Annotated in this window: 29 protein-coding genes and 1 pseudogene; 14 read left to right on the forward strand and 16 right to left on the reverse strand. The window is 34.8% G+C overall.

Annotation, left to right across the window (positions count from 1 at the left end; all coding sequences use genetic code 11):
* The 6 genes and pseudogenes from ACFQ3N_RS16725 to ACFQ3N_RS16750 form a co-directional block, all read left to right on the forward strand.
* A partial coding sequence (locus tag ACFQ3N_RS16725) for an LAGLIDADG family homing endonuclease (RefSeq protein ID WP_390363705.1) occupies window positions 1-352 on the forward strand: 352 nt, incomplete at its 5' end.
* Window positions 353-371: 19 nt separating this feature from the next.
* Entirely contained in the window at window positions 372-749 is a 378-nt protein-coding gene (locus ACFQ3N_RS16730; protein WP_390363707.1) for an rRNA methyltransferase, read from the forward strand.
* 288 nt (window positions 750-1,037) lie between these two features.
* Window positions 1,038-1,454, forward strand: coding sequence for a site-specific integrase (locus ACFQ3N_RS16735; RefSeq protein ID WP_390363709.1), 417 nt, complete (start codon window positions 1,038-1,040; stop codon window positions 1,452-1,454).
* 30 nt (window positions 1,455-1,484) lie between these two features.
* The gene (locus ACFQ3N_RS16740) at window positions 1,485-1,556 is read left to right on the forward strand and encodes a hypothetical protein (protein WP_390363761.1); all 72 of its coding nucleotides are present in this window, start codon (window positions 1,485-1,487) and stop codon (window positions 1,554-1,556) included.
* 97 nt (window positions 1,557-1,653) lie between these two features.
* Entirely contained in the window at window positions 1,654-1,980 is a 327-nt protein-coding gene (locus ACFQ3N_RS16745; RefSeq protein WP_390363712.1) for a tyrosine-type recombinase/integrase, read from the forward strand.
* Between the two features lie 414 nt (window positions 1,981-2,394).
* Window positions 2,395-3,143: pseudogene (locus tag ACFQ3N_RS16750) on the forward strand (transposase); the annotation flags it as partial.
* A gap of 101 nt (window positions 3,144-3,244) precedes the next feature.
* On the opposite strand, the gene ACFQ3N_RS16755 reads toward ACFQ3N_RS16750, so the two are convergent.
* A complete protein-coding gene (locus ACFQ3N_RS16755; protein WP_390363714.1) occupies window positions 3,245-3,442 on the reverse strand; it encodes a hypothetical protein in 198 nt (65 codons plus the stop codon).
* Between the two features lie 1,052 nt (window positions 3,443-4,494).
* Between ACFQ3N_RS16755 and ACFQ3N_RS16760 the strand changes: the two genes are divergently transcribed.
* The 4 genes from ACFQ3N_RS16760 to speB all read left to right on the forward strand — a co-directional run bounded on the left by ACFQ3N_RS16760 (window position 4,495) and on the right by speB (window position 9,783).
* Window positions 4,495-5,868: a sigma-54 interaction domain-containing protein gene (locus ACFQ3N_RS16760; protein ID WP_390363715.1), complete on the forward strand. Its 1,374-nt coding sequence runs from the start codon at window positions 4,495-4,497 to the stop codon at window positions 5,866-5,868.
* A 547-nt stretch (window positions 5,869-6,415) separates the two neighbouring features.
* On the forward strand, window positions 6,416-7,786 hold the full coding sequence (codB, locus tag ACFQ3N_RS16765; protein ID WP_390363717.1) for a cytosine permease: 1,371 nt from the start codon (window positions 6,416-6,418) through the stop codon (window positions 7,784-7,786).
* A gap of 59 nt (window positions 7,787-7,845) precedes the next feature.
* Window positions 7,846-8,754, forward strand: coding sequence for a polysaccharide deacetylase family protein (locus tag ACFQ3N_RS16770; protein WP_390363719.1), 909 nt, complete (start codon window positions 7,846-7,848; stop codon window positions 8,752-8,754).
* Between the two features lie 39 nt (window positions 8,755-8,793).
* Complete coding sequence (gene speB / locus ACFQ3N_RS16775) at window positions 8,794-9,783, forward strand: agmatinase (RefSeq protein WP_390363721.1); 990 nt, start codon at window positions 8,794-8,796, stop codon at window positions 9,781-9,783.
* 635 nt (window positions 9,784-10,418) lie between these two features.
* On the opposite strand, the gene ACFQ3N_RS16780 is transcribed toward speB, so the two are convergent.
* Window positions 10,419-10,604, reverse strand: coding sequence for a hypothetical protein (locus tag ACFQ3N_RS16780; RefSeq protein ID WP_390363723.1), 186 nt, complete (start codon window positions 10,602-10,604; stop codon window positions 10,419-10,421).
* A gap of 557 nt (window positions 10,605-11,161) precedes the next feature.
* Window positions 11,162-12,229, reverse strand: coding sequence for a citrate/2-methylcitrate synthase (locus tag ACFQ3N_RS16785; RefSeq protein ID WP_390363725.1), 1,068 nt, complete (start codon window positions 12,227-12,229; stop codon window positions 11,162-11,164).
* 113 nt (window positions 12,230-12,342) lie between these two features.
* Here ACFQ3N_RS16785 and ACFQ3N_RS16790 point away from each other — a divergent pair, with 113 nt between their 5' ends.
* Complete coding sequence (locus ACFQ3N_RS16790; protein WP_390363727.1) at window positions 12,343-13,221, forward strand: LysR family transcriptional regulator; 879 nt, start codon at window positions 12,343-12,345, stop codon at window positions 13,219-13,221.
* A gap of 29 nt (window positions 13,222-13,250) precedes the next feature.
* On the opposite strand, the gene ACFQ3N_RS16795 is transcribed toward ACFQ3N_RS16790, so the two are convergent.
* Window positions 13,251-14,780, reverse strand: a complete 1,530-nt coding sequence (locus tag ACFQ3N_RS16795; protein WP_390363729.1) for an FAD-dependent oxidoreductase — start codon at window positions 14,778-14,780, stop codon at window positions 13,251-13,253.
* 144 nt (window positions 14,781-14,924) lie between these two features.
* On the opposite strand from ACFQ3N_RS16795, the gene ACFQ3N_RS16800 reads away from it, so the two are divergent.
* A complete protein-coding gene (locus ACFQ3N_RS16800) occupies window positions 14,925-15,194 on the forward strand; it encodes an acylphosphatase (protein ID WP_390363731.1) in 270 nt (89 codons plus the stop codon).
* 29 nt (window positions 15,195-15,223) lie between these two features.
* Here the strand turns inward: ACFQ3N_RS16800 and ACFQ3N_RS16805 are convergent, their stop codons facing one another.
* Window positions 15,224-15,463, reverse strand: coding sequence for an indolepyruvate ferredoxin oxidoreductase subunit alpha (locus tag ACFQ3N_RS16805; RefSeq protein ID WP_390363733.1), 240 nt, complete (start codon window positions 15,461-15,463; stop codon window positions 15,224-15,226).
* 183 nt (window positions 15,464-15,646) lie between these two features.
* Between ACFQ3N_RS16805 and ACFQ3N_RS16810 the strand changes: the two genes are divergently transcribed.
* Entirely contained in the window at window positions 15,647-16,837 is a 1,191-nt protein-coding gene (locus tag ACFQ3N_RS16810) for a M14 family metallopeptidase (RefSeq protein WP_390363735.1), read from the forward strand.
* A gap of 7 nt (window positions 16,838-16,844) precedes the next feature.
* On the opposite strand, the gene ACFQ3N_RS16815 is transcribed toward ACFQ3N_RS16810, so the two are convergent.
* From ACFQ3N_RS16815 to ACFQ3N_RS16865, 11 genes are all read right to left on the reverse strand, one after another.
* Window positions 16,845-17,378 (reverse strand): histidine phosphatase family protein, encoded by a 534-nt coding sequence (locus ACFQ3N_RS16815; RefSeq protein WP_390363737.1) that lies wholly within the window; start codon window positions 17,376-17,378, stop codon window positions 16,845-16,847.
* 218 nt (window positions 17,379-17,596) lie between these two features.
* On the reverse strand, window positions 17,597-17,803 hold the full coding sequence (locus ACFQ3N_RS16820; protein ID WP_390363739.1) for a DUF6501 family protein: 207 nt from the start codon (window positions 17,801-17,803) through the stop codon (window positions 17,597-17,599).
* A 52-nt stretch (window positions 17,804-17,855) separates the two neighbouring features.
* Entirely contained in the window at window positions 17,856-18,815 is a 960-nt protein-coding gene (gene msrA, locus ACFQ3N_RS16825; RefSeq protein WP_390363741.1) for a peptide-methionine (S)-S-oxide reductase MsrA, read from the reverse strand.
* Window positions 18,816-18,896: 81 nt separating this feature from the next.
* Complete coding sequence (gene vrrA / locus ACFQ3N_RS16830) at window positions 18,897-19,397, reverse strand: VrrA/YqfQ family protein (RefSeq protein WP_390363743.1); 501 nt, start codon at window positions 19,395-19,397, stop codon at window positions 18,897-18,899.
* Window positions 19,398-19,733: 336 nt separating this feature from the next.
* Window positions 19,734-19,952 carry a YozE family protein gene (locus ACFQ3N_RS16835; protein ID WP_390363745.1) on the reverse strand — a complete coding sequence of 73 codons (219 nt, stop codon included), beginning with the start codon at window positions 19,950-19,952 and terminating at the stop codon, window positions 19,734-19,736.
* 17 nt (window positions 19,953-19,969) lie between these two features.
* Window positions 19,970-20,731, reverse strand: coding sequence for a twin-arginine translocase subunit TatC (gene tatC, locus ACFQ3N_RS16840; RefSeq protein ID WP_390363747.1), 762 nt, complete (start codon window positions 20,729-20,731; stop codon window positions 19,970-19,972).
* A gap of 72 nt (window positions 20,732-20,803) precedes the next feature.
* A complete protein-coding gene (gene tatA / locus ACFQ3N_RS16845) occupies window positions 20,804-21,001 on the reverse strand; it encodes a twin-arginine translocase TatA/TatE family subunit (protein WP_390363749.1) in 198 nt (65 codons plus the stop codon).
* A gap of 22 nt (window positions 21,002-21,023) precedes the next feature.
* Window positions 21,024-21,230 carry a twin-arginine translocase TatA/TatE family subunit gene (gene tatA / locus ACFQ3N_RS16850; RefSeq protein WP_390363751.1) on the reverse strand — a complete coding sequence of 69 codons (207 nt, stop codon included), beginning with the start codon at window positions 21,228-21,230 and terminating at the stop codon, window positions 21,024-21,026.
* 167 nt (window positions 21,231-21,397) lie between these two features.
* Entirely contained in the window at window positions 21,398-21,985 is a 588-nt protein-coding gene (mobA, locus tag ACFQ3N_RS16855) for a molybdenum cofactor guanylyltransferase (RefSeq protein ID WP_390363753.1), read from the reverse strand.
* A 14-nt stretch (window positions 21,986-21,999) separates the two neighbouring features.
* Window positions 22,000-22,491, reverse strand: coding sequence for a dihydrofolate reductase (locus ACFQ3N_RS16860; protein WP_390363755.1), 492 nt, complete (start codon window positions 22,489-22,491; stop codon window positions 22,000-22,002).
* A 28-nt stretch (window positions 22,492-22,519) separates the two neighbouring features.
* The gene (locus ACFQ3N_RS16865; protein ID WP_390363757.1) at window positions 22,520-23,476 is read right to left on the reverse strand and encodes a thymidylate synthase; all 957 of its coding nucleotides are present in this window, start codon (window positions 23,474-23,476) and stop codon (window positions 22,520-22,522) included.
* 155 nt (window positions 23,477-23,631) lie between these two features.
* Here ACFQ3N_RS16865 and ACFQ3N_RS16870 point away from each other — a divergent pair, with 155 nt between their 5' ends.
* Window positions 23,632-24,660, forward strand: coding sequence for a C40 family peptidase (locus ACFQ3N_RS16870; protein ID WP_390363759.1), 1,029 nt, complete (start codon window positions 23,632-23,634; stop codon window positions 24,658-24,660).
* Window positions 24,661-24,769 lie beyond the last annotated feature (109 nt).

Raw genomic sequence — 24,769 nt, forward strand, 5'->3', positions numbered from 1 at the left:
GCCGAGGCCGGTAAGAGAGGCTTCCAGCCGCAGAGCAAACCACCAGTTCACACTGGTGGTTTTGATTAGGGGAGTGATTGATGGTGATGGCTGGGTGCAAAGGAATGGTTATGTTATGAATGTGACAACGGGAAGTTCTCATTTTGCAAATGGACTACTATCTGTGTTTGAGTCATGGGGACTGCGTTCAGAAATAACCTCGACAGTTAGTCAGGCTGGAAATCCTATTTACCGAATTTGGGTGAAAGGCAAACGTGACCTTCCTAAGTTAGCAAAGATAATATATAATAATGTCACTAAAGAGAATTATGTACAACATAAAAGAGAACGGATATCGCAGCGTTCCCAATAAATAATAAGGAGAGATTGAAATGTGGAAACTAGTTAACGGGAAACTAATTCAGACAACGGATGTGTCCAGAGTTAAATTTAGAACGAACATAAGTAAATCTATTTTAGAACAGTTAAATGCTTTAGCTGAAGAACATGATACATATGTAAACTATCTACTTGAAAACGGGTTAGAAAATGTTTTGGCTGAAGGAATCATTCTATATAATAAGGAGTTAAGACCTAAAGACCGGGTTCAATACAAAACAACATACGACAAAGATTTATTAGAAAACGTTAAAGCATTTGCAAAGGATCATAAGTTATATATAAATGATGTAATTGAATATAGTGTACAGTTAATCGACTTGAATAATAATATTAAAGGGAGTAGTTATAAGAATAGGATAGAAAAATAAAAAATAATATTTATTATAACGCCCCGAACATAATATATATTATAGGAAGTTATTGAAAGAACGCAGAATTATGTCTCACAACCTAGAATACTTGTGATATTGAGATAAAACGAAATTTCGCAAATGATGGTCACTTCTTATAATAAGCATTATGGTAAAGTTCCTAGCTTCAACTTGACGATAATTATCAGGATCGTCAGGACAACTTCCAGAACTGTCCGATAATCCATTGGTTCGGGATATAACTTGTTGGTTCGTCTAAATAATAAATAAATTTGGAGGTCATACATGCAATTCCAACAAGCTTTAGATGATTATTTACTGTATTTGGAAGTCGAACAAAATCATTCTGTCAATACCTTAACTGGTTATGAATCCGATTTACGTCACTTTTTGAATTTTTTAGTAGATCATAAACGATCTACTGATTTAAGTGATTTGAATCCATCTATAGTTTGTCGATTTATACAACATCAACGAATGAAAGCATTTGTCAGTCCGCGTACCATGCAACGACGCATTTCCAGTCTAAAATCCTTTTGTCAGTACTGCTTAAAAGAAAAGTTGGCAGATGTTGATTCCATGACTGGTATCATGGCACCGAAGTCAGATAAAAAACTGCCTATTTATATGAATATGGAAGAATTAAAACAACTCTTTGATTCGTTGGAGAAAGATAAACGCCCCCTCTCCCTTCGGAATTAAGCCATGTTTAAATTGCTTGTGATAACCGGGATGAGAAAGTCTAAATTAGTCAACTTAGTATGGGAACAAGTAGACTTTTATAATGAAACGATTCGGGTTTAGGAAAAGGAAAAAAGAGCGCCTCCTCCCCCTTCATTCCATCGTTGTTCCTTTATTAAAGAAATACAAAGATTCACTGGAGAATTTTCAATAGCACCCTATGGAACCCATCTTTTTAAATGGAAATGGGAAACCGTTAAACGCTAGGGGGTTAAACTACATTTTTAAGGAAGTGTTAACAAGAACTGGCCTCCCTACTCATCGGTTTACGTTGCACCATTTACGTCATACCTTTGCAACCTTGCTCTTGCAGCAGATGAAAATAGAATCGAAAGATGATCACGGTAATACGATTACAAAAGAAAAAGTTGATTTAAAAACGCTTGAAGAACTATTGGGCCACGAATCATTAGCAACTACACAGGTTTATATCCATGTTGATTTTGATTCTAAAAAGAAAGCGATAGATTCATTTCGAATTAAATAGGTAAACTCCCCCGAATTCGCGTGAGAGTTCATGGCGTAATCAGTAAATTTTTTTCTTATTTCTTCGTATATAATAATCGATATTGTCTTTATTATCACTGTGTCCAAGTAAAAACTTAATGGATTATCTATCCACTCCTCGTTCGTCTAAAATAGTGGCAATAGAAGCTCTAAATCCATGTGGTGTAACATGCTGATCCCCTTTTATCCGTGATTCGATTTAATTGTTTGCATGCAACGGATTCCCTTTCAAAATATGTCGTCTGGTTGTAAATGATTTTCATCAATATGCCTTTTTAATCGAGGAAAGGAGCGTGGGAGGTATAGGGAAGATCTGATTTTGTGCTTTGAATTCACAATCCCAGCATCATAGTGAATTAAGTTTTGTTCAAATTTTACATCACTACAGTTTTAAGCTGGATTGGAACAAGTATTCCCTGAATATAGAGGTGTCTTTGGAGAGCTATATTCATATGTTTCTTTACGTATTCTCAAAGAATAAAAGGCATCAGAAGATATCTTGGAAACTAGTGAGGATGATTTATGTAAGAGTCATTCTTAAAAATGGTCTTATGAAAAGGTGCAAAAGCTAAAAGAAGCAGCATCACGAAACCCATTTAAAAAAACGTTGTATCAGAGTCATCTGTTAAGCATGGATATGTATATAGATATACTTCTTCAATTTAAAGAGCATCTATCAAAGTTGGAGGCAGAAATAGATACCCTGGCTCAAGAAATTGAAGAATATAATATTATCAAATCTATCCCTGGTATTGGAGAGAAGATAGCTGCCACGATCATTTCTGAGAATGGGGAAATAGATAGATTTAATCATCCAAAAAAGCTTGTAGCTTTTACAGGAGTTAATCCTAGCATTTTTGAATCAGGTAGGTTTACAGCCAGCATTAACCGCATTACTAAAAGAGGCTCTAGACGCCTACGACATGCCCTATTTCTAGCTGTGCGTTGTATCAAACGTGATATACGAAAAAGAAAACGTGTAATGAAATACTCCCTCGAAATAGGAGAATGAGAGAGTTTTACGATAAAAAACGTAGCGAAGGCAAACCTTTTAGAGTAGCAGTTATTGCTTGCATAAATAAGCTCTTACATTGGATTTATGCCTTACTAAAAAAGAAAACGACTTTCCAAGATATAGATTAAAAACTATATCTAGCTAAATTACCCAAAACCTTCCAGAATGATAATAGCGGAGGGTTATTTGGCATGCCCAATTTTAGTATATCATATAATTTTTTAGAATTTTATTGAAAAATGTTGACAACTATTAGCTGGTTTAGTTTAAGATCAATCCTTCTTTTCATAATCCCCCTTGTAAGACCTTCTGTATTAGGATAAGCTAACTCGTCTTCCATAAATACCTGCATGGAGATATCTCCGTATAAGTTTAAGCGCTCTTGGGTCGTTGATTCGATTACTAAGCGTTCGCACCAGTCTTCCATGGTTCACTGTTCGAAAAGCTTCTATAAATCCATATCAATGACCTAGCGGTATCCTTGTTTAATTTAACTTCTTGCGTGTCTTACCGCCTCATGACCCCGTTTATTAGGGCGAAAAGCTATAACTATACTCAGAAAATGTTTGATCATTGATTTCCGTGAGAACTTGTGCGATTGCCATGGAGGAATCGGTCTGTCACCGCAGAAATGCCCAACATCCTCTTCCCGCCGATTTCTACTTGATGGACAGATAGTAGGTACTTTTTCTAATTGTTCTCGTATGGAAGACTAGTGTTATGTGTAACAAACCACTCTCTTCCCTTCTGATGTCCCCCTCAGAATTCACCGTTTCCTCCACTAGGGAAGGTTTATATGTTTCTCCTTCAACGAGTGTTGCGTACGCAAATAGGCAATTCTTCTTAAATGATTCTGCCCTTCCTTGGTACTCTCCTCCCCTGGTAAGTGCACATTCTTCCTCTTCATGTCCCTACTTCATTTAATCAATGCTCCCTTGGCAGTATGGACTTCGGCTTATATTGCAACATCATCCAAGAACACCTAGCCTTCTATGAAGTTCGTGTTCCTTAGGGCGGAGATTTGCCACCGACTTACTTCAGGCTCCAGTTCACCCTGGCCACCCTTGTCTTAAGATAACCACTATTACTGCCTTCATGGCTCGGGACTCTTACCCTAGAGAATATGCGCATGCCTGGCGCACAACAGTACAGGCCCTGCGATATCAGCGCACTTTGCAACTGCCCTTGCACAAAAAGACCGCTTGATTAACGATCAAAGGAATCATCTATAATTATAACCAAGTTCTCAGCAGCTATTATTTTTTGTACTGACTGTTGTTGTCTAATGATGATACTACATTCAATCTGACAGTCTACAGCCTATAAGAAAGTTCTTTATTCCACCACTCCCTCTATATATTCCTCTTGTTTTATTTTAGATCGGTAAAGAACTAATATTCGAATTTCTTGGCTGAATATTTGAAATATTAGTCAAAGTTGATTATTATATAATCAATTATGACTAAGGAGAGAACTAGTATGTACTTAAAAGAAAACGCTTATATTATCCTAAAACAAATTTTAAAAGATTCTTTTGATGAAATTTTCATTGCCGATGCTGAAGGGGATATTATCTATGCTAAACAATTTACGGAAGATTTATTTGGAATCCCACACAAGAAAATAATTTATATGAACGTCTTCCATTTGGAAAAAGAAGGCATTTTTTTCCCGTCTGTTATAGTAAATGTGTTAAAAAACAAAAAGGAAGAAACACTTATTCAAGAAACAAGAAAAAAAAAGAAGTTAATTATCTCAGGATATCCAATTTTTAACAAAACGAATGAATTGATAGGAGCAATCAGTTTTTCTAGGGATGTTACTGAAGTTGAACAACTCCAAAAAGAAAATAAACAAGTAGCAAAAGCCATACAAAGCTACCTCGAAGAAATAGCTGAGTTAAAAAAACAAGCAACTCATCCTTATTCCATAATAAATAGCAAAATGGCAAAGATACTTGATGTTGCGTCTAAGGTGGCTGGTTTAGATGTTACTGTACTATTGGAAGGTGAGTCAGGAGTTGGGAAAAATCACTTTGCACAAAAGATTCACCAAATGTCACCAAGGAAAAATAAACCTTTCATTGAAGTAAACTGCGGAGCCATATCTGAATCCTTAATTGAATCCGAATTATTTGGTTATGAGGATGGAGCCTTCACTGGTGCAAAAAAGGGAGGAAAAAAAGGGTATTTTGAAAGCGCCGGTAGAGGTACTCTTGTTCTGGATGAAATTGGTGAACTCCCAATGCATCTCCAGGTGAAACTATTATCCGTTTTACAAAATCAGTCAGTTACGAGAGTTGGAGGAACCAAAAAAATAGATATGAACTGCAGAATTATTTGCGCAACAAATCAGAACTTAGAAGAAATGATTCTAAACAAACAATTTAGAGAGGATTTATATTATCGTATTAATGTAATTAAACTGACTATCCCCCCCCTAAGAGAGCGCAGGGAAGAAATAATTCCATTAATTTATGGAGTACTTGAAGAATTCAATGAAAAATACGGAATGGATAAGCATTTCACCCCTGAGATGCTTGCCTGGATTAGCCGTCAAGAATGGCCAGGAAATGTCAGGGAACTGCGCAACTTTATTGAGAAAGCAATTATAACTACTGACATCAAGGAAATCAACTTTAAGTTCGTTAAAGATATCACAAATAACATGCCCTCCAAAAAAGCTACAAAAGATTTGACTTTAAAAGAATACCTAGAAAGCGTAGAAAAAGATTTTTTTGTATCTATGTACAATAAATATCCTAGTAGCATTCAATTAGGTAAAAAATTAGGTATCAGTCAGTCAACCGCAAACAGGAAAATCAGAAAATATATTTGTGGTAGTCAATTTTGACTTAATCAGATTTATTTTAAGCTAGAATTAAATAACATTTTCTTATTTTTAAATAGTTCAAAACATTAATTACACTGATTTCTAGATAAATATTTTTAATCAAATGTAAGTTTTAATTAGCTATCAGGGAGCGTCTGACAATATATCTAGACACCTGATTGAATTCTTTTAATTCTTAAATGATAAATTTGGCATGTTTTTTGCAAGTATTAGGTGTCAAGTGAAAATTTGAAAAAAGGAGGTACTTCTTACTTGAACTTAACCAAATAAGGAGATTTGCATAGTAGCAGAGAACAATGACAAATTTATCGGAGGTGCATAAATATTGAATTGGATTCACATTCAAAAAGGTATTGTAATGAAACTAAAATTAAGTGATCGTATGCACTAGTTTTATAACCTGTGCTAACATATTTTATCTTTCAACATTAACCAAGTGTTTTATAATCTTCAAAATGTGGTGCAACAAACAAGGTGAATTGAAAATTAATAGACTACGATTATTTTGAAAGTGCTTTCATATAATTTCAGGAAGGGTGAAAGAGAAATGAAAACTCAAAATATAAATAGTAAAAAAAAATTAACGGAGTATGTTGATGTTGATTATACTTTGACACATGTACCACTCCATGCTCGAAAAAACTGGGTATCTATTTTTGTAGTTCTTCTAGGATTTACTTTTCTAGCTACCTCAATGGCTGCTGGAGCAAATATAGGCGTTGCATTTAAAATGGATGAATTAATACAAATTTTAATTATCGGAAGTTTAATTCTTGCCCTATATGTTGGTTTTTTATGTTGGATTTCAGCAAAAACAGGATTAAATTCTATACTCTTAGCTCGTTATGCCTTAGGTAAAATCGGTTCGAAGTGGGGAGATATTATATTAGGAGGAACTCAGGTATTTTGGTATGCTGTGCAATCAGCTTATATAGGTACCGTCTTTACTCAAGCTTTTGGTCTCGAAAAGTACTATATTCCGATTACTGTTTTTTTCTCACTCTTTTTCGGTGTTTTTGCGATAAAAGGTACAAGGGGTATGGAAATTATTGCATATGCCTCAATGCCAGCGTTTATTTATTTAGCATACATTATCCCTTCACTAAGTATTGAATCAGCTGGTGGAATACAAGAACTCTTTCTAATAGAGCCTAAGGCAACCGCAACAATGACCTTTAGTGCAGCAGTTACTATTACGGTAGGTACATTTATCTCAGGTGGTACTAATGCACCCAATTGGGCTAGATTTGCCAAGACACCAAAAACTGGATTTATAGCTGGCTTCTTATCCTTTTTTGTCGGTACTATTGTAATGGTTTTTTCCGGTATGTTAGGAGGAATTGCCTTGCAACAGGGGGATATGGTGGAGATTTTAATAAGTATGGGAATCGTAATCATGGGAGTTATTATATTGATATTTAATATATGGACTACTAATACTGCGACTGCCTATTCTTTCGGTGTTGCTGGGGCTGAATTTTTTAATAAACCAAATAAAATTCCATATGTATTTTGGGGACTTATAATAGCCACTATTATGGCTGCAGTAGGAATTTACGAAGTGTTTATTCCATTCTTGTCTATGTTGGGTATTTTTATACCTCCACTGGGTGGCTTAATTATAGCGGATTATTTTTATACATGGAGAAAGTCATTTCCTAAACTGGAAAATGTAAAATTTAGAACAGTTCGGTATGCTAATCTAACTGCATATCTATTGGCTACTTTAGGGGCATATATTAGTTCTATTTTTGAAGTAGGATTTCCTTCTATTAACGGTGTGTTTTTAGTGATAGTTTTTGTCTTTGTACTAAATAAGACTTTTGAAAAGCTTGGTATTTCTGACTTACATGAAATTGTAGATGAGCCAGAAATAAAGAAACCTGAAAATGATAACAAGACTGGAATCTCGATTTAGTTTTTTGGTAATTTTGTATTAAATTTCTATTTAAATAAATTTAAAGGGAGATTTTTGAAATGATTAAAAATCCAATACAATGGCCAAATGAGGCGAAATGTGCAGTGGCTATCACGTTTGATATGGACACTGACAGTCCTCTTCATCTTGCTCTTCCTAATCGAGCTTATCGACATGTCTCAGCACAATCTTTATTCAGATATGATGAAGTTGCAGTACCTCGTATCTTGAAAATGTATAGGGAATTCAATATGAGGCAAACCTTCTTTATTCCAGCATGGTGTATTGAGAAATATCCAAAAACAGTTGAGCAAATAGTTGAAGATGGACATGAAATTGCTCATCATGGTTACCTTCATGAACACCCAAATGAGCTAACTAAAGAAGAAGAAGAGTACTGGTTTACTAAGTCGATAGAGGTTATTAAAGATTTTACGGGACAGCGCCCTCGAGGGTTTCGGGCTCCACTTTATAATTACTCAGAGAACTCGACAGATTTATTAGCCCAAGAAGGATTTTTATATGATTCGTCTCTAATGGCTGACGATGTTCCATATTTGTTGGAATCAAAGAATGGAAAGGTTATTGAATTACCAACACACTGGGCTGTAGACGATTGGCCTCAGTATGCTCATTTTTCAGAATTAGACTATATAATGCCTATTCAATCTCCACAAAGTGCAATGGAAGTATTTATGTCTGAGTTTGAGGCGGCCTATGAGTTTGGAGGAATGTTTATTCCTGTTTGGCATCCATTTGTCACAGGAAGATTATCACGCTTACGTAGTGTATATAGAATGTTGGAAACTATGCATGAAAGAGGGGATGTATGGTTTGCAACAATGGAAGATATCGCACAGCATGTTCAAAAATGTATTGATGAGAGATCTCACACTCCAAGAGTAGAAAAAATGCCATATTATGACAGCCCCATATCTGAATTATCAAATAACCCTTTTAAGAAATAAAAAAGAAATCAATCTATAAATTATAAGGAGGAGATAATCATGGTTAAACCTGAAGAAAAACAAGTTTTAAATTTACCTTTCACTGGAATCTCTACTTTTGGAAAGTACCCGGTTTGTCCAAATCTTGAAGAATTAGATGCGGATGTAGCAGTTATTGGAGTACCTATTGATATGGGAACACAGTGGAAATCTGGTGCAAGAATGGGTCCACGAGGAATCAGGGAAGGATCTACATTGTACAGTTTTGGACTAGACGGAGCCTACGATATCGAAAATGATATCACATATCTTGGCCCAGATTGGAAAGTAGTCGATTGTGGAGACGTGGACATCGTTCATGGAGATCTTATGCAATCTCACGAAAACACCGAATTAGCCATTCGGAAAATAGTTTCCAAAGGTGCTATGCCAGTTGTCTTGGGTGGAGACCATTCCATTACTGCTGCAGTAGGTAATGGTTTGGAAGAATTAGGTCCGTTTCATGTGATTCAAATTGATGCTCATCTCGACTGGGCCGACCATCGTTCAGGCCAGCGTTATGGACACGGAAGCTGTATTCGTCGTTTATCTGAGATGGATCATGTAAAGAAAACCTTCCAGTTTGGTATCCGCGGAATCTCAAGCAGTTTAAAAGAGGATGTGGATGCTGCAAGAGAATACGGAAGTACCATTTTATCACCACGCCAAATGAGGAAAATAAGTCTAGAACAATTGTTAGAACAAATTCCAGCAGGAGAAAAATATTATGTAACTATTGATATTGATGGTATTGACCCTTCCATCGCACCTGGGACAGGAACACCTTCTCCTGGTGGTCTGCTTTATGATGAAGTTAATGAATTACTGAAAGGAATAGCAAATCGAGGCGAAGTAGTTGCTTTTGATTTAGTTGAAGTTGCTCCCCCTTATGATCCAACTGGAATGACTGGACAAGTTGCTGCCCGTATCTCATTAGATTTACTGAGTTATGTTCTAAAAGAAAAAGAGTTAAAAGAAATAGAGGATAAGAGGATTTCTTCCCACGTGTAAAACGAACAGGTTGCCCTTTAGTGGGTAACCTTTTTTCTGAAACTAATTAATTTTAATAATCAAAGAGTTCCAAATGAGTTCAAAGTAACTGCTATATTAGCGTTTTTCTAATATGCCCTATTCAATATTTATTTTATCAAACAGTCTCGGCACTACCGTACACAGTCCGTCATTGAAGTAATAACTATACCTATCATTATTTTTTGGTCAAAATTAGGTCCTAAGCTTAGTAAAGTTAATTTAATCATGACTATTTTATGAATAACTTATTTAGTTTTTCACCGTTACTACCATATAAAAATAGACCTACATGCTAAAGGTAAGAGCACAATCTCTTGCCTTTAAGCGATAATTTACTCGCGCCTTACCGGACCAGACCAATCCTAACCATATCGCACAGGACCGTGCCGCGCTATACCACTTTTCGTGTGTACTTTATTTGTTATTCACCAAGTTTGTTCTCGCCAACCTGGTTTTATAACTCCTTTTTTAATGCATTACCTTTCATGCCACTATGCCTTAAGTCAACACGTAATGAATGACATTCTTCTAGTATAACTGACTCCTCGCATCTAACGCATCTCCTTCCATCACTATACCGAATCATAGGACGGATATTATGCTCCCATACTTCTTTAGGCGGACGTTTTTTGGGTATCTCTTACATTTCTTTCATCAAAAGATAAAACCTCAAAATGACCATAACCAATTGTCCTAGCATCAGATAAACCAACTAATACCCCTGCATCAAGTAATACTTGTTTGACTTGCCCCTCACTTACAATAGAATTATCCCACTGTAATTCAAATTCAGTTCCCACACTGATGATAATCCTACTCTATATCTTACGTTACGTCCTTTAATATTGGGAGTCCGTACAGATCTTACATCTCATCATCTTCAGGCGTTCTATTAACTAATTCTTCTTCGCTAGGAATGTACCTATTAAATAAAAAGTTTTCATTCAGCACTTGTAGTGTTAATGAAAACTTAGCTTGTATAGACCCCCCCACCACTTTTAGTGTGAATATCTGCAGCTCTTAATCAACCAAAAATTTATGAATGATCTACATATAATTGATTATCTCTTGTAGCAGTGTAGCTATTCTTCCATTCATCGGGATTTTTACCAGCTACCCCAGTTTTAACTTTTCCTCTCAAGGAATAACTTATCATTCGAGAAACAATTCAATAATAACGGACGAATACCTTTGACCTTCACTTTAGTTTTTACTTGTGCCATCCCTAACCTCATCATGCCGCCCCTAATGGCTAGAAGCTCTCAGGAACCCCCGGTATAGCCAGGGGTTTTCTAAACCATTAAATAAAAATTAGGTGCTATAAAACAACTCTTTATTTTATAGCACCTAATTATAATCATACGCCAATGTATTTAGCTGTCGGTCTAAATATTGTGTTATTATTTGATTGTTCAATAGTATGTGCACACCAGCCAACTATGCGGCTTGAACTAAATATTGCTGTAAATAATTCAGGATCAATTTCTAATGATTTCATGATTGCAGCTGCGTAATATTCTACATTTGTGTAAAGTTTCTGATCTGGTTTCAGTGATTGTAATATCTTAATTGTTTCTATTTCGGTTTTTAAAGCTAAATTTACCCAGTCTGGTATTTCATCTAGCTGCAGAATGATTTCTTTTAGTGCTGTAGCACGTGGATCCAACGTTTTATAAACCCTGTGGCCAAATCCCATAATTCTTTCTTTATTTTGTAGTTTCTTGTGAATAATTTCACTTATTTTATCTTCAGTTTGAATTTCATTTAGTAATTCAATTACACCTGATGGTGCTCCGCCATGTAACGGTCCTTTCATCGTACCGATAGCACTTGTAATCGCTGATACCATATCGCTTTCTGTTGATATAGTGACTCTTGCTGAAAATGTTGATGCATTTAGTCCGTGTTCCATTGTCATAATCATATAGGCTTCAAGCATTTTTGCGTGATTTTGATTTATGTTTCCAGTAAGCTTATATAAAAAGTTTTCTATATGATTTAAATCGTTTCTTGATTTGAAAATAGACTTATTGTTAATTTGCCTGTAACGATAAGCTACAATAGATGGCATTATAGAAATGAGTTTCATTGCATGATCAGTCTTATCACTACTTGCTAAAGTTACGGATGAAATGGCTGTTCGTAATACATCCATTATCGAATGGCTGGCTGGTAATGAATCAATAATCCATTTAACATGGTTTGGTATTTCCCTATACTCAGTTAACTTCGCACAAAAATCATTTAATCCATTTTGTTCTGGGAATTCTCCATGTAGTAAATAAAAGGCTACTTCCTCGAAAGAATACTTTTTTACAATATCATCTATTAACAAGCCACGATAACTTAAAATACCTTGCCCGCCATCAATATAACTCAATTCTGTCTCTACAGCTTTTATTCCTTTTAGTCCTGGTTTATACATGTTGCCCTCCCCTTCCCTCTTTAGTAACTTAAGTATAAATCAATTAAATAATTATTAAAATTTAATATTTTTTAGTATAATGATAAATAAACTTTATTAATAAGGAATGGGATATGGATATTCATACGCTAGATACGTTTATACTTGCTGCCGAACATGAAAACTTTCGAATAGTTGCTGAAAAATTGTATATTAGTCAACCTGCCGTAACGTTCCAGATTAGACAGCTAGAAAAAGAACTTGGGGATAAATTGTTTGTTAAAAATGGGAGAAATATCGTTTTAACGGAGTTTGGAAGGTTTTTTTATAATGAAGCAAAAGCGATTACAAAACAATACGATAACAGCATGGCTTCTATTAATCGTTATAAACATGGCTTTCACAAGACCATTCGAGTTGCTATATCACCGCTGTTGGCTGAAACAATCCTTCCGAGTATACTAAGCAAATATACAAAGTATTTTCCTAATGTAGAATTATCCATTCAAGTTTTAGAATCAAAAGATATATCTGAGGTAATTGAAAGCGGAGAAGTTGATATTGGTCTTTCTTGTATGTCTGGCTCTTCAACTGTCAAGTTTAAAAAACTTCATGAAGAATCTCTAAGCCTTGTATGCAGTCATGACGGTTATGATGCAGAGTCAGGTCCTGTGATTGATGGAATCCATCTCTTAGAGAATGCTATTATTTTTTCCGATAACCATCCTACTTATTGGGATCCTATTAAAGAACAATTAAATGTAACCGTATCATCCTATAAGTTAATGAAAGTAAATCAATCTCATATAACGAAACGTTTTGTACTAGAAGGAATAGGTGTTAGTTTTTTGCCGAAATCAATTATAAACCGAGAAATATTGGAAGGTAGATTATTAGAAGTACCAGTACCCTTTATGGAACTACCTACTGCTAGTATGTATATCCTTTATAAATATGATCATCAAATGGAAAGTGATTTTGTTACATTTATTTCGCATTATCATTTAAGTTAAAAAGCAACCATTCATGGTTGCTTTTTCAGCTAATCTAATTCAACTTTATCTAAAGGTTTCTTAGCAGGTCCTTCAACGATATCACCAGTATATGAAAATCTGGAACCATGACATGGGCAATCCCATGTTCGATCACCTGAATTCCATTCCACTTCACAGCCTAAATGTGTGCAGGTTGTATCTAATGCATGTAATTTATCTTCTTTATCTTTATACACCCCAGCACGCTTTCCTCTGATACGCGTAACCGTTGCTTCATCCTGGGATAGTTCCTTCACACTGTGATTCGTATATTCAAGTTTTCCTTTAATCAAATGTTTTGTAACATCTGCATTAATTCTGGTGAAGTTCTTAATAGCTGGGTCTGCTTGGAATCTAGACGGTGAATAGAGTTCCTCATAGGGATTGTCACTTCCAACAATGATATCACTCAAAATTTTTGCAGCGATGGTTCCATTTGTCATACCCCACTTACGAAAGCCGGTTGCTATTAATACAGCATCTTGGTCGTCATTAATTCGTCCGATATATGGCACCTTATCCAGTGTTGTTAAATCTTGTGTGGACCAACGATAGGCATAATCAGAAATACCAAATTTTCTTGTTGCATAATCTTGCAGTGCTTTATAATGCTCCATTGTTGACTTTCCTTGCCCAGCCTTATGGTTTTCTCCGCCTATTAACCATAAATCTTCTCCATTAATGGAAGTAGTTCGAATAGATCTTGTTGGTGATTCTGCATTAATATACATACCACCGGGGAAATCTTTCTTTGATTTTATAGCAATAACATAGGCTCTATCTGGATACATTCTTGTAAAATATAACCCTTCACCATCATTAAATGGGAAATGGGAAGCTGTTATTAGATATCTACATGTAACCCGATTTCCTTCTCGTGTTACGATTGTGGGATGTTTATTATATTCAACATCAACAGCAGTCGTATTTTCATAAAATTGTACACCTAGTTTTTTGCATTCTTCAACAAGAGCTTTTAAATATTTTAACGGGTGAAATTGTGCTTGGTCTTTCATAACTAATGCCGATTTCATTGGTATATCTATAGGCATATGATCAGTAAGCTCACTTGGAATTTCTAATTTGTCATAGGCTTTTTTCTCCATCTCTAATTTGGAAGTATATTCATCTGAATTTGTAAAAATATATGCATCCTCTTTGCCATAATCACAATCAATAGTTAGATCCTCTATTGTTTGCTCAATGAATTGCTTTGCTTCCATACAAGCTTGATAGTACATGTTTGCTTTGTTTGTTCCAAAATGCTCTATTAGTTCATCATATATAAGACCATGTTGAGCCGTGATTTTTGCTGTCGTATGACCTGTTGTTCCATTTAGAATTACTCCTGCATCTAATAACGCTACTTTAACGTCTTGTTTTGCCAACAAATAGGCAGTCGTAATACCGGTAATTCCACCACCAACTATTCCTATGTCTGCATTAATGGACTCTTCTAATTTTGGGAACTCTGGAAACGTAACAGAATCCCTCCAATAAGGTTCTGGAAACTGTGGGATATTTATATTATCTGTCATATGTAATCACTCCCTTTTTAAACATAATTAATTCTATTTTTAACCATTTGTTATAAATTATTCCTTTATTAATTACATGTTTTATTATTTCTTAAAAAGGTTAATTATGATTATAAAGATAAAGTTCATAACGGAGTTGATCATATGCTTGCACATGTAACAGTTAGAGGCCGTGTTCAAGGTGTAGGATTTAGATATGCAGCGCAGCAACATGCTATTAAATCAAATCTAACGGGATGGGTACAAAATAAGACGGATGGAACAGTTGAATTAGAAGTTGAGGGTAAAAAGAACAATATTGATCAATATATGAAAGATCTCAAAACTGGCTTTAATCGATTTATTAGTGTGGAGAATGCATCCATTACAACATCAGACAGTAGTAAAGGATACAAAGAGTTTAGTATAAGATAAAACCGCTATCTTAAGATAGCGGTTTTTGATTAATTTTCTTCAAAGAATTTACGGTTTAATGCAATGTATTCATTTTCTTCTTCTGGAACTTCGTCTTCCATATATATTGCTTCTACCGGGCATACAGCTTCACAAGCACCACAATCGATACATATGTCAGGATCAATATAAAACATATCTTTTCCTTCTTCTATACAATCAACAGGACAAACTTCCACACATTCTCCTGCTTTTTCATCTTTACATGGTGACGTAATAATAAAAGCCAAGTCAATCTCCTCCAAGTGATTAAAAATAATTATTAGCGAATTAAGAATTAGGATCATTATAAATAATTCTAATTTAATATTACATAACAACATGTTACCTTTCAAGTATTACAGCAAATCATTTTCACTTAAATCCATTTTCGTCATACAATTTATTATTCACCTATAAAGGAGAGAATAACTGTGGAAGTTTCTGTGCGACTTAATGATTCTATGTGGTACTTTAGCCAACTATTTGATATTCCATTAATAGTAATAGAAAGATCCAATCAACAAGTATCACCGGATCAATTAATGATTGGTCAACGTATTCAAATACCAGGGTTTACGTTAAATGAATATATTATTGAAGAAAATGATACATTATGGAATATAGCCATGCAAAGGAATCTCCCTCTGGATGCATTACTATTAGTTAATCAAAACATTGATACATCAAGTCTAAATATTGGTCAGTCCATCGTAGTGCCTAGTCGGATCACTAACATGCTTGTTAATGATGTAGATCAGTACACATATCAAAAAATGCAAAATGATATACAACGATTGTTAGAAGTATATCCGTTTATAGTCAATCAATCAATAGGTAATTCTGTAATGGGGAAAAATATCACTGAACTCCAAATCGGTACTGGCAGCAAACAAGTTCATATAAACGGTTCCTTTCATGCAAATGAATGGATAACAACACCAGTAATAATGCGTTTTTTAAACCAATATGCTCTGTCAATAACCAAAAATATGTCCATCAGAGGTTTGTCTATGCTTCCATTATATATGGACACTTTATTATCTGTTGTTCCCATGGTAAATCCTGATGGAGTCGATTTAGTAATCAATGGATCCTCTGCTGCTGATGGATATCAAGAACAGGTACTAGCCATTAATGATCAGAATGAAGATTTTTCAAATTGGAAAGCTAATATTAATGGAGTGGACTTGAACAATCAATATCCTGCATTATGGGACATTGAAGCACAAAGAAAGCCAACCACCCCTCAACCAAGAGATTACCCAGGTCCACGTCCATTGTCGGAACCTGAATCGATTGCAATGGCAGACCTAGCAAGGCAACGCAATTTTGTTCGTATGAACGCCTTTCACACTCAGGGAGAAGTCATATTCTGGGGGTTTCAAGGTCTTGAACCACCTTTTTCAGAAACAATCGTTAATGAATATACACGTGTCAGTGGATACAGATCAGTTCGGTATGTAGATAGTTTTGCGGGTTACAAAGACTGGTTCATTCAGGAATTTCAAAATCCAGGCTTTACAGTGGAGCTTGGTAGTGGCGTTAATCCACTACCTATTGAACAATTTCCGGAGATTTATGAAGAAACGTTAGGAATAATGCTAGCAAATTTATATTTATAAAATTATCTTATCGCCAAACACATTCTACTGAGTGTGTTTTCTCATCATCCATGTTAACTAAAAATACATCGGGGTTACGGAGTTCTTTCCAATTTGCGAAACCAAAATCAGGGTTGTACTGTTTTAATAACAACGACAATAAATTGCCATGGCTGACTATAATAACATTAGCAACGTTTTCATTATCATATATACTATCTATAACCTGACTGACACGGTGCATAGCATCGTTAGCAGATTCTCCACCAGGTAACGTAAAATCTAAGTCCGTAAATGACTGTTCCAAGACTTCCAGCCAATCATCAATTGGATCTTCACTAAGAATTCTTTCTTTAAGACGTTCATCAACTTCTACTTCGGTGTTTATTAATTGGGCGTATGGTTTTATACTCTCGATTGCACGAAGATATGGACTTGAAATAATTCTATGAATAGAAATATTTTGGTCATTAAAAAAGTTAGAAAGCAAGTGTGCTTGTCTCATACCAACAGTAGTTAATGGCGAATCTTTATGCTGTCCTTCTGCAGAACAATGACGCACTAAATATAGTTTTTTCAATTTGATTCAGCCCCTTAATAGAAGTTTAGAAAGTATAGCCTACCATTCCTGAACATAAATATTTCTTATTATTATAAATAATATGTAAATTATAACACTAAATGATTTAATAGAAAACATTTTAAATAAAATTTCGACAATTCTGCTTAGGTGCATAGATACCTATAGTGTAAGTAAAAAAATAACAGGTTATACACCTGTTATTTTACTTCTTCAAAATAATCTTTTAAAAATCCACCAATACGATCACTATTATCAATAATAAAATAGAATTCATCCGTTTCATTCTTTACGTCATATAACTCTCCAGGTGTAAGTTTCTCATGAACAATAAATTTTTTTGCATCTGCATGCACACATTTAATTTGCTTAATGGTTTCTCTATTCTCCCAATTTAAATGAATCATAATAATCGCTCCGTTTCACTAGTTTACATAATAAAATTATGGTAATCTATGTTTACTTCAAGACATGAAGATAATCTTCGTATCCTTCTTTAGTCATTTTCTCTTTTGGTATAAAACGCATTGCAGCTGAGTTCATACAATAACGCATTCCACCAGCTTCTTTTGGTCCATCTTCGAATACATGTCCAAGATGAGAATTAGCATCTTTACTTCTTACTTCTGTTCGCATCATACCATGAGTCATGTCCGATTTTTCATTAAGTTGATACTTATCAATCGGCTTTGTAAAGCTTGGCCAACCACATCCAGCATCATACTGATCTTTTGAAGAAAATAACACTTCACCTGAGACAATATCAACATATATTCCATCTTGATCATTATCCCAATATTCATTCTGAAATGGAGTTTCAGTACCATTTTCTTGCGTTACTTTATATTGAATAGGGTTTAACTTTTCTCTCAGAGCTTCTTTATCTATTTTCTTACTCCAATTATTTTTAATGAAATCTTCTCTTCCTGAACCTTTTTTATATAACCTATAGTGGAATGACTGTTTTTTATAGTAATCTTGATGGTTTTCTTCGGCATAGTAAAACGTTTTGGCTGGTCTTATTTCAGTTACTATTGGTTTTTTGAATTTCCCACTAGCTTCTAAATCGCTTTTTGATTTTTCGGCAATTTGTTTTTGTGTTTCATTATGATAAAAAATAGCTGTTTGATAAGACTCTCCCCTGTCATTAAACTGTCCACCTGGATCTGTAGGATCAATTTGCTGCCAAAAAGTTTCAACAAGCTGTTTATAGGACATTAGCTCAGGATTAAACTCAATTTGAACCGCTTCTAAATGACCTGTCGTATTAGAACAAACCTGTTCATAAGTTGGATTTTCTACTGTGCCACCAGTATAACCAGAAGAAACGTCCAATATCCCTGGGCGTTCATCAAAAGGTTCTACCATACACCAAAAACACCCACCTGCAAATGTAGCAACTTCTCTATTTATAGTCATTCTTTATCCCTCCATGCGTCTATTACTTACTCCTATTTTTTAGCTTGTAGTAAAAAAAATCAAGTTGTTTGCCTGAATATATCATATATATAATTTTGGAAGGGACTGACCTGATCTTGACTTACCCTGTGGTTGCAATTGATCATCGCTAGATTCAGTTTCAACTGAACGACTTGAGCTTTCCAGCATTTCATCTGCTGTATTTGAACTTTCTGTAAGATTAGCACTTTCTTCATTTTCATTTTCATCATCATTTTCATTAAATGCTTTCATCATTCGATACATTGCGGGCAAGTTTTTCACCATTGGCCCATATTCCTGAACAATAGGTGCAGATTTCTGAACAAAATTCAATATTTGTTGGATGTTCGTTAACGTGTTCGTAAATCCTCCCCCACCTTGGGTTGCTACTCCACTATATGAGCCTTGTGATTTAAACAAGCTTTGGATTATATTTTGTAAAGGGTTTCTAGATTGTGGTACAGGGGGATTAAATCCTCTGCCTTGAGCCCAAAAATTGTTTGGAGGGTTTTGCACTGGACTGTTGCGTATGTTTATTGGACGCTGAATTGGAAATACCATGTTACCCCTCTTTTCGTAAATAGTTATCTGTATTAGTGTACGTAATATGTGTTAAAGAGTGTAGGCAATCACATAGTTAAATCAGGGAAATATAAATGTTATTATTTCCCGGGTAACCGCAGAAAACACCAAATTACCTAGTATCAATAGCAACGTTTGTCGAAACAGGCATTTTCGAAGAACTTATTGTATTTTTCTGCTTCTATTTTATCCGTGAATTATGGATCAAACGTTTGTTTGAAGTGAATTTAGCGTTGATATTACGCTAATTGTGTTATTTTATGGTGTAGTAGTTATTTGATATGTAAAAGACTTTGGAATAACCAGAGCCTTTTACTATTCTTCTTTAATTTTATATAAATCCCATACTTCATCAAATACAGATAATGCATTTGGAAATGGGCTATTCCATTCTAAGTACTCACTCACTTCATGATAACTCTTCGAATACTTAGGAAAATTATGGTCTTCAAAAATCCAGTCTGCAAGCTTACTCTTATCATCTGGCTGTTTTTTGCCTCGGTATGTCATCATGTGATGATAAAATGAACGCATATTTACACCCCATTACATTAAAAGTCCTCTGTTTCCATGAATTCTTTGTGTTTTCGTTGCTTTCTTTGATATACGATAGCAGAAAGATAAATACTAATTTCATATAAGAATATTAATGGTAAAGCAACGACGATTTGCAGAATAAAATCTGGTGGTGTCACGATTGTTCCAATAATTATTAACACCAAATAAGCATACTTTCTATTTTTTCGCATGAATTCCGGGGTAAGTATCCCAAGCGTGGTCAAAAACATAGCAATTATAGGTATCTCAAACAACACCGCAAACGGTAACGTTATTCGGAATAAAAATCGAAAATATTTTTCTGTTGTAAACATCTCATTAAACATACCATCATTTAAAGATAGTAAAAATGGGAGAATCAATTGAATAAACATATAATAGCCAAAAACAAGACCAGCAATAAATAAAAGAAATACAGCAGGAATATAAGCTAAAGAAGCCTTCCTTTCATTTGGCGTTAAACCCGGTTTTATAAATAGCCATACTTGAAGCGCTAAGATCGGTATGATTCCAACTACAGCTACTAATCCCGCCATCGTAAAATGAAGCCAAATTATTTCAGCTGGACTAATGACTGTTAGTTTAAAATCTACATCGTCCACAAAGAACCAATAAATATCTTTAACGAAAATAAATCCCACAATGAAAAAAACAAGAAAGAAAACTGCTGTCACGATAAGTCTGTTTCTTAATTCTGATAAATGTCCGGTTAAGTTCATTTCCTTTTCAGTTGCACCAACGTTACGATCAGCCATTATTATTTCACACTCCTAAGTCTAAACACAAAAGAAGATGCAAGGTAATGTCCCCTACACCTTCACACTTCATCAATTTTTAGTTGATGTATGATTATCGCTTTTTGTTGATGAATCATCGTCTGATACAATATCCTTCGTAGCACCTTTAAATTCCTTTAATGAACTACCAAAAGCTTTACCGATTTCTGGCAACTTTGCCGGCCCAAATACAATCAGTGCTATAATAAGAATTAATATTAACCCTGGGACACCAATACTGCTTAACATTTAATATCACTCCCAAAGATTGTTATTTGCGTTCTTTTCCTTCAACTATATCTTTTGCATCTTTAAATTCATCTGAAACATCACTCGTTAATTCATTTGTAGATTTTTTGAACTCACGTAGTGTTTGTCCAGCTGCCTTACCAATTTCTGGCAACTTTTTGGGGCCAAAGATTACCAATGCAATAATTAGAATTAGTATTAAACCAGGAAATCCTATACTTGATAACATTGTTACACCTTCTTTGTATGATTGACTTCATTATAATCTAATTTCTTAAAAGCGTATATGTAAAAATAAAAAATACACATAACGTTCATAAATACTACTAAACGACTATAGTTTAACACGTAAGTCCTCTACTTCACAACTTATAAACTGCTAGCTGTTAGTAGTATTCATTCATGTGATAATCCCTTTGCCTCTTCATACTGTTCTGGAAAATTCATATTAAAAAAATGCTTGGTCACTATCTCTTTTGGAATCGTGCTATAATCATTAACATACTTTACACGTATTTTGTCCAGAAATTGTTTTACTTTTAACTCATCTTTATCTAAAGATTCCTGAACGAATGGTAATGCTGATCTTCTATATATACCTGAAAGGGGATGAATTCGATTGTTATAAATCGGTACAACAGCATCATATCCCTTCATATAATTTAGCAAACAGCCATAAACCTTCTCACTTGCAAAAGGCATATCACATGCTGCGAACACATACACATCAGCTTCAACATGGTATAAAGCACTCTCTATCCCTGCTAATGGACCTTTGTTCAAATACCTATCCTTTATGAGTGATAAAGAGAGAAACGAATAAAGTGATGGTTCATTGGTTATTACTACCACTTCACTACTGCAGGTTTGTAATTCAGAACTAATACGTTCTATCACAGGCTTACCTTGAAGTGTTAATAATGATTTATTTTTTCCCATTCTAGAGGATTTACCGCCAGATAGGACAACTCCACAAACATGCATGAAATCCCCTCTCGCTATTTACGATCATATTGTAAAAAATAATAGTCATACGGATTCTTTTCGTCCCTTTCCCCTTTTTCGTTCGAAGTTAAATTCCATTCTTCTTTGGAAAAGTTGGGAAAGTATGTATCACCTTCAAAATCATGATCAATCCAAGTTATATACATGCGGTTTGCAAAGGATAGCACTTGTTTAATAATATTTGCTCCACCTATAACGAAATATTCCTTATCTGGATTTGCTTGATTCAATTCCTGTACAGCTTTTATATCATTAAAGACCTCAACTTCTTCTGGAAATACCCCTTCACTTCTACTGGTTATCACTATATTTTTCCTGTTAGGTAATGCTCTACCCATCGATTCGTATGTCTTTCTTCCCATGATAATGGTTTGTCCTGTTGTCATTTGTTTAAAAAACTTCAAGTCTTTAGGTAAGTGCCATGGTAAATCATTATCTAAGCCAATAACATGATTACGATCCATAGCAACAAGTAAAGAAATCATTATAGGATTTCCTCCCTTTTTCATTAGATTATACAGCAATAGGTGCTTTAATTGCAGGATGTGGGTTATAACCTTCTATCTCTAAATCGCTAATTTCAACATCAAATATAGATTTATAATCATCAGTTATGCGAAGTGTTGGAAAGTCTCTTATTTCACGGTTAAGTTGAGTTTTTACTTGTTCCACGTGATTTGCATAAATATGAGCATCTCCGAGAGTAAGTATAAACTCACCTACTTCTAAGTCACATTCATGAGCAATTAAGTGTGTAAGTAAAGCATAGCTTGCTATGTTAAATGGGACGCCCAAAAAGATATCCGCGCTTCGTTGATATAACTGGCACGAAAGCTTTCCATCAGCCACGTAAAATTGAAATAATGTATGACATGGTGGCAGCGCCATGTTTGGCACATCTTCTGGATTCCATGCTGAAACTATATGTCGCCTGGAATTCGGGTTATAGCGTATCGAGTGAATGACTTCTTTAAGTTGATCAATCGTTTCATTTTTAGAAGATTTCCATTCCCTCCATTGTTTACCGTACACAGAGCCTAAATCCCCAAATTTTTGCGCAAACTTCTCGTCCTGTAAAATAGATTCTTTAAAAACACGCATTTGATCTTGATACTTATGATTAAATGTCTCGTCTTGTTGAGCACGATTACCAAAATCGGTCATATCTGGACCGTTATAGTCTCTACTTTCCACCCATTTTTTAAAAGCCCATTCATTCCAGATATTATTGTTATGTTGTAATAAGTAACGAATATTTGTATCACCTTTGATAAACCATAATAATTCACTTACAACTAATCTAAAAGGAACCTTTTTAGTTGTTAAGAGAGGAAACCCATTACTTAGATCAAATCGTAATTGCTGACCAAATACAGAATACGTCCCTGTATTCGTCCTGTCTTCTTTCTTATTCCCTGTGTCTAATACTACTTTACATAAATCCAGATATGCTTGTTCACCTATCATCATTTTGATTCCTCCATATATCAATCATAATATATATAAAATTGCGTAACAATTATATTTCATTCATTGTAACACAAACGTAAAAGTGGATATTGCATAAAGAAGTTCCGTTCGTCATAAAACTATTAAAAGAGTCAACCAAGAAAGGGGATAATTGCATGTTGAATGGTACTGTGGAACATGTAGTTAAACAATCGTTTCTTTATAGCTATATGTTAAGCCAACCGTTTGCTGTATATGTTGATGCTTATCCTGTACTGCAAAATAAACTACTATTAGAAGCAGAAGAAATTCAATACGGAGAGCACGGTGAAACAACTCGCGTATTACAGCAGAAGCTAAACAAATTGTCCTATTATGATGATAGTATCGACGGTGATTTTGGATTATTGACAGAATATGCATTAAAGAAATTTCAGGCGGATCATAATGTTGGAGTAACAGGTCAAGCAGATAGGAAGACATTGTATGCAATAATTGAATTGGAAAGAGAAACGTACATGGAACAATTAGAAGATTTATCAGGAACTGTTTATCCTGGTATGCACGATAACGATGTAAAGATAGTTCAACGGTCCCTTCAATACTTCGGATACTATGAAGGAGAGATCGATGGAATTTACGGTCCACTTACAAAAAAAGCACTTCAAATTGCAGAGGATGAACATGACATAGAATTAATGGAGGAAATTACACAAGAATCATTGACTACAATGTACGAAGATGAAAATACAGAACAACAGCAACAACAAACACAAGTAGAAACCAAATCAAAAGAAGAAGCAAAAGAGAAGGAAACGGAAGTTGTGCAAGTGAAAACACAAACCTATGACAATACAGATATTATTCAAACTGCTCATTCGTTAATTGGCACCCCTTATGTATGGGGCGGGACTTCAACAAGTGGATTTGATTGCAGTGGATTTCTACAATACATTTTTCAAACAAGAAATGTTACGATCCCGAGAACCGTTAGTGACATATGGAATTTTTCTCAGCATGTTGATTCACCATCGGTCGGTGATCTCGTATTTTATGAAACATATAAGCCTGGACCATCTCATGCAGGAATATACATTGGTGACGGTAAATTTATCCATGCAGGTTCATCTCGAGGAGTAGAAATAAGTGAAATGAGCACTTCTTACTGGCAACAAAGATATTTAGGCTCTAAAAGGGTCAAGTAAAAATTTGTATAAATCACACCTTTATTATAAATACTACTAGTTATAACTCAACTTTCGCAGCTAGAAAAAAGTGTTCCATTTAACCAGCTGTAAAGCGTGTCACTGTTCA

The sequence above is a fragment of the Virgibacillus byunsanensis genome (assembly GCF_042675965.1).
Classification (GTDB): domain Bacteria; phylum Bacillota; class Bacilli; order Bacillales; family Amphibacillaceae; genus Virgibacillus_R; species Virgibacillus_R byunsanensis.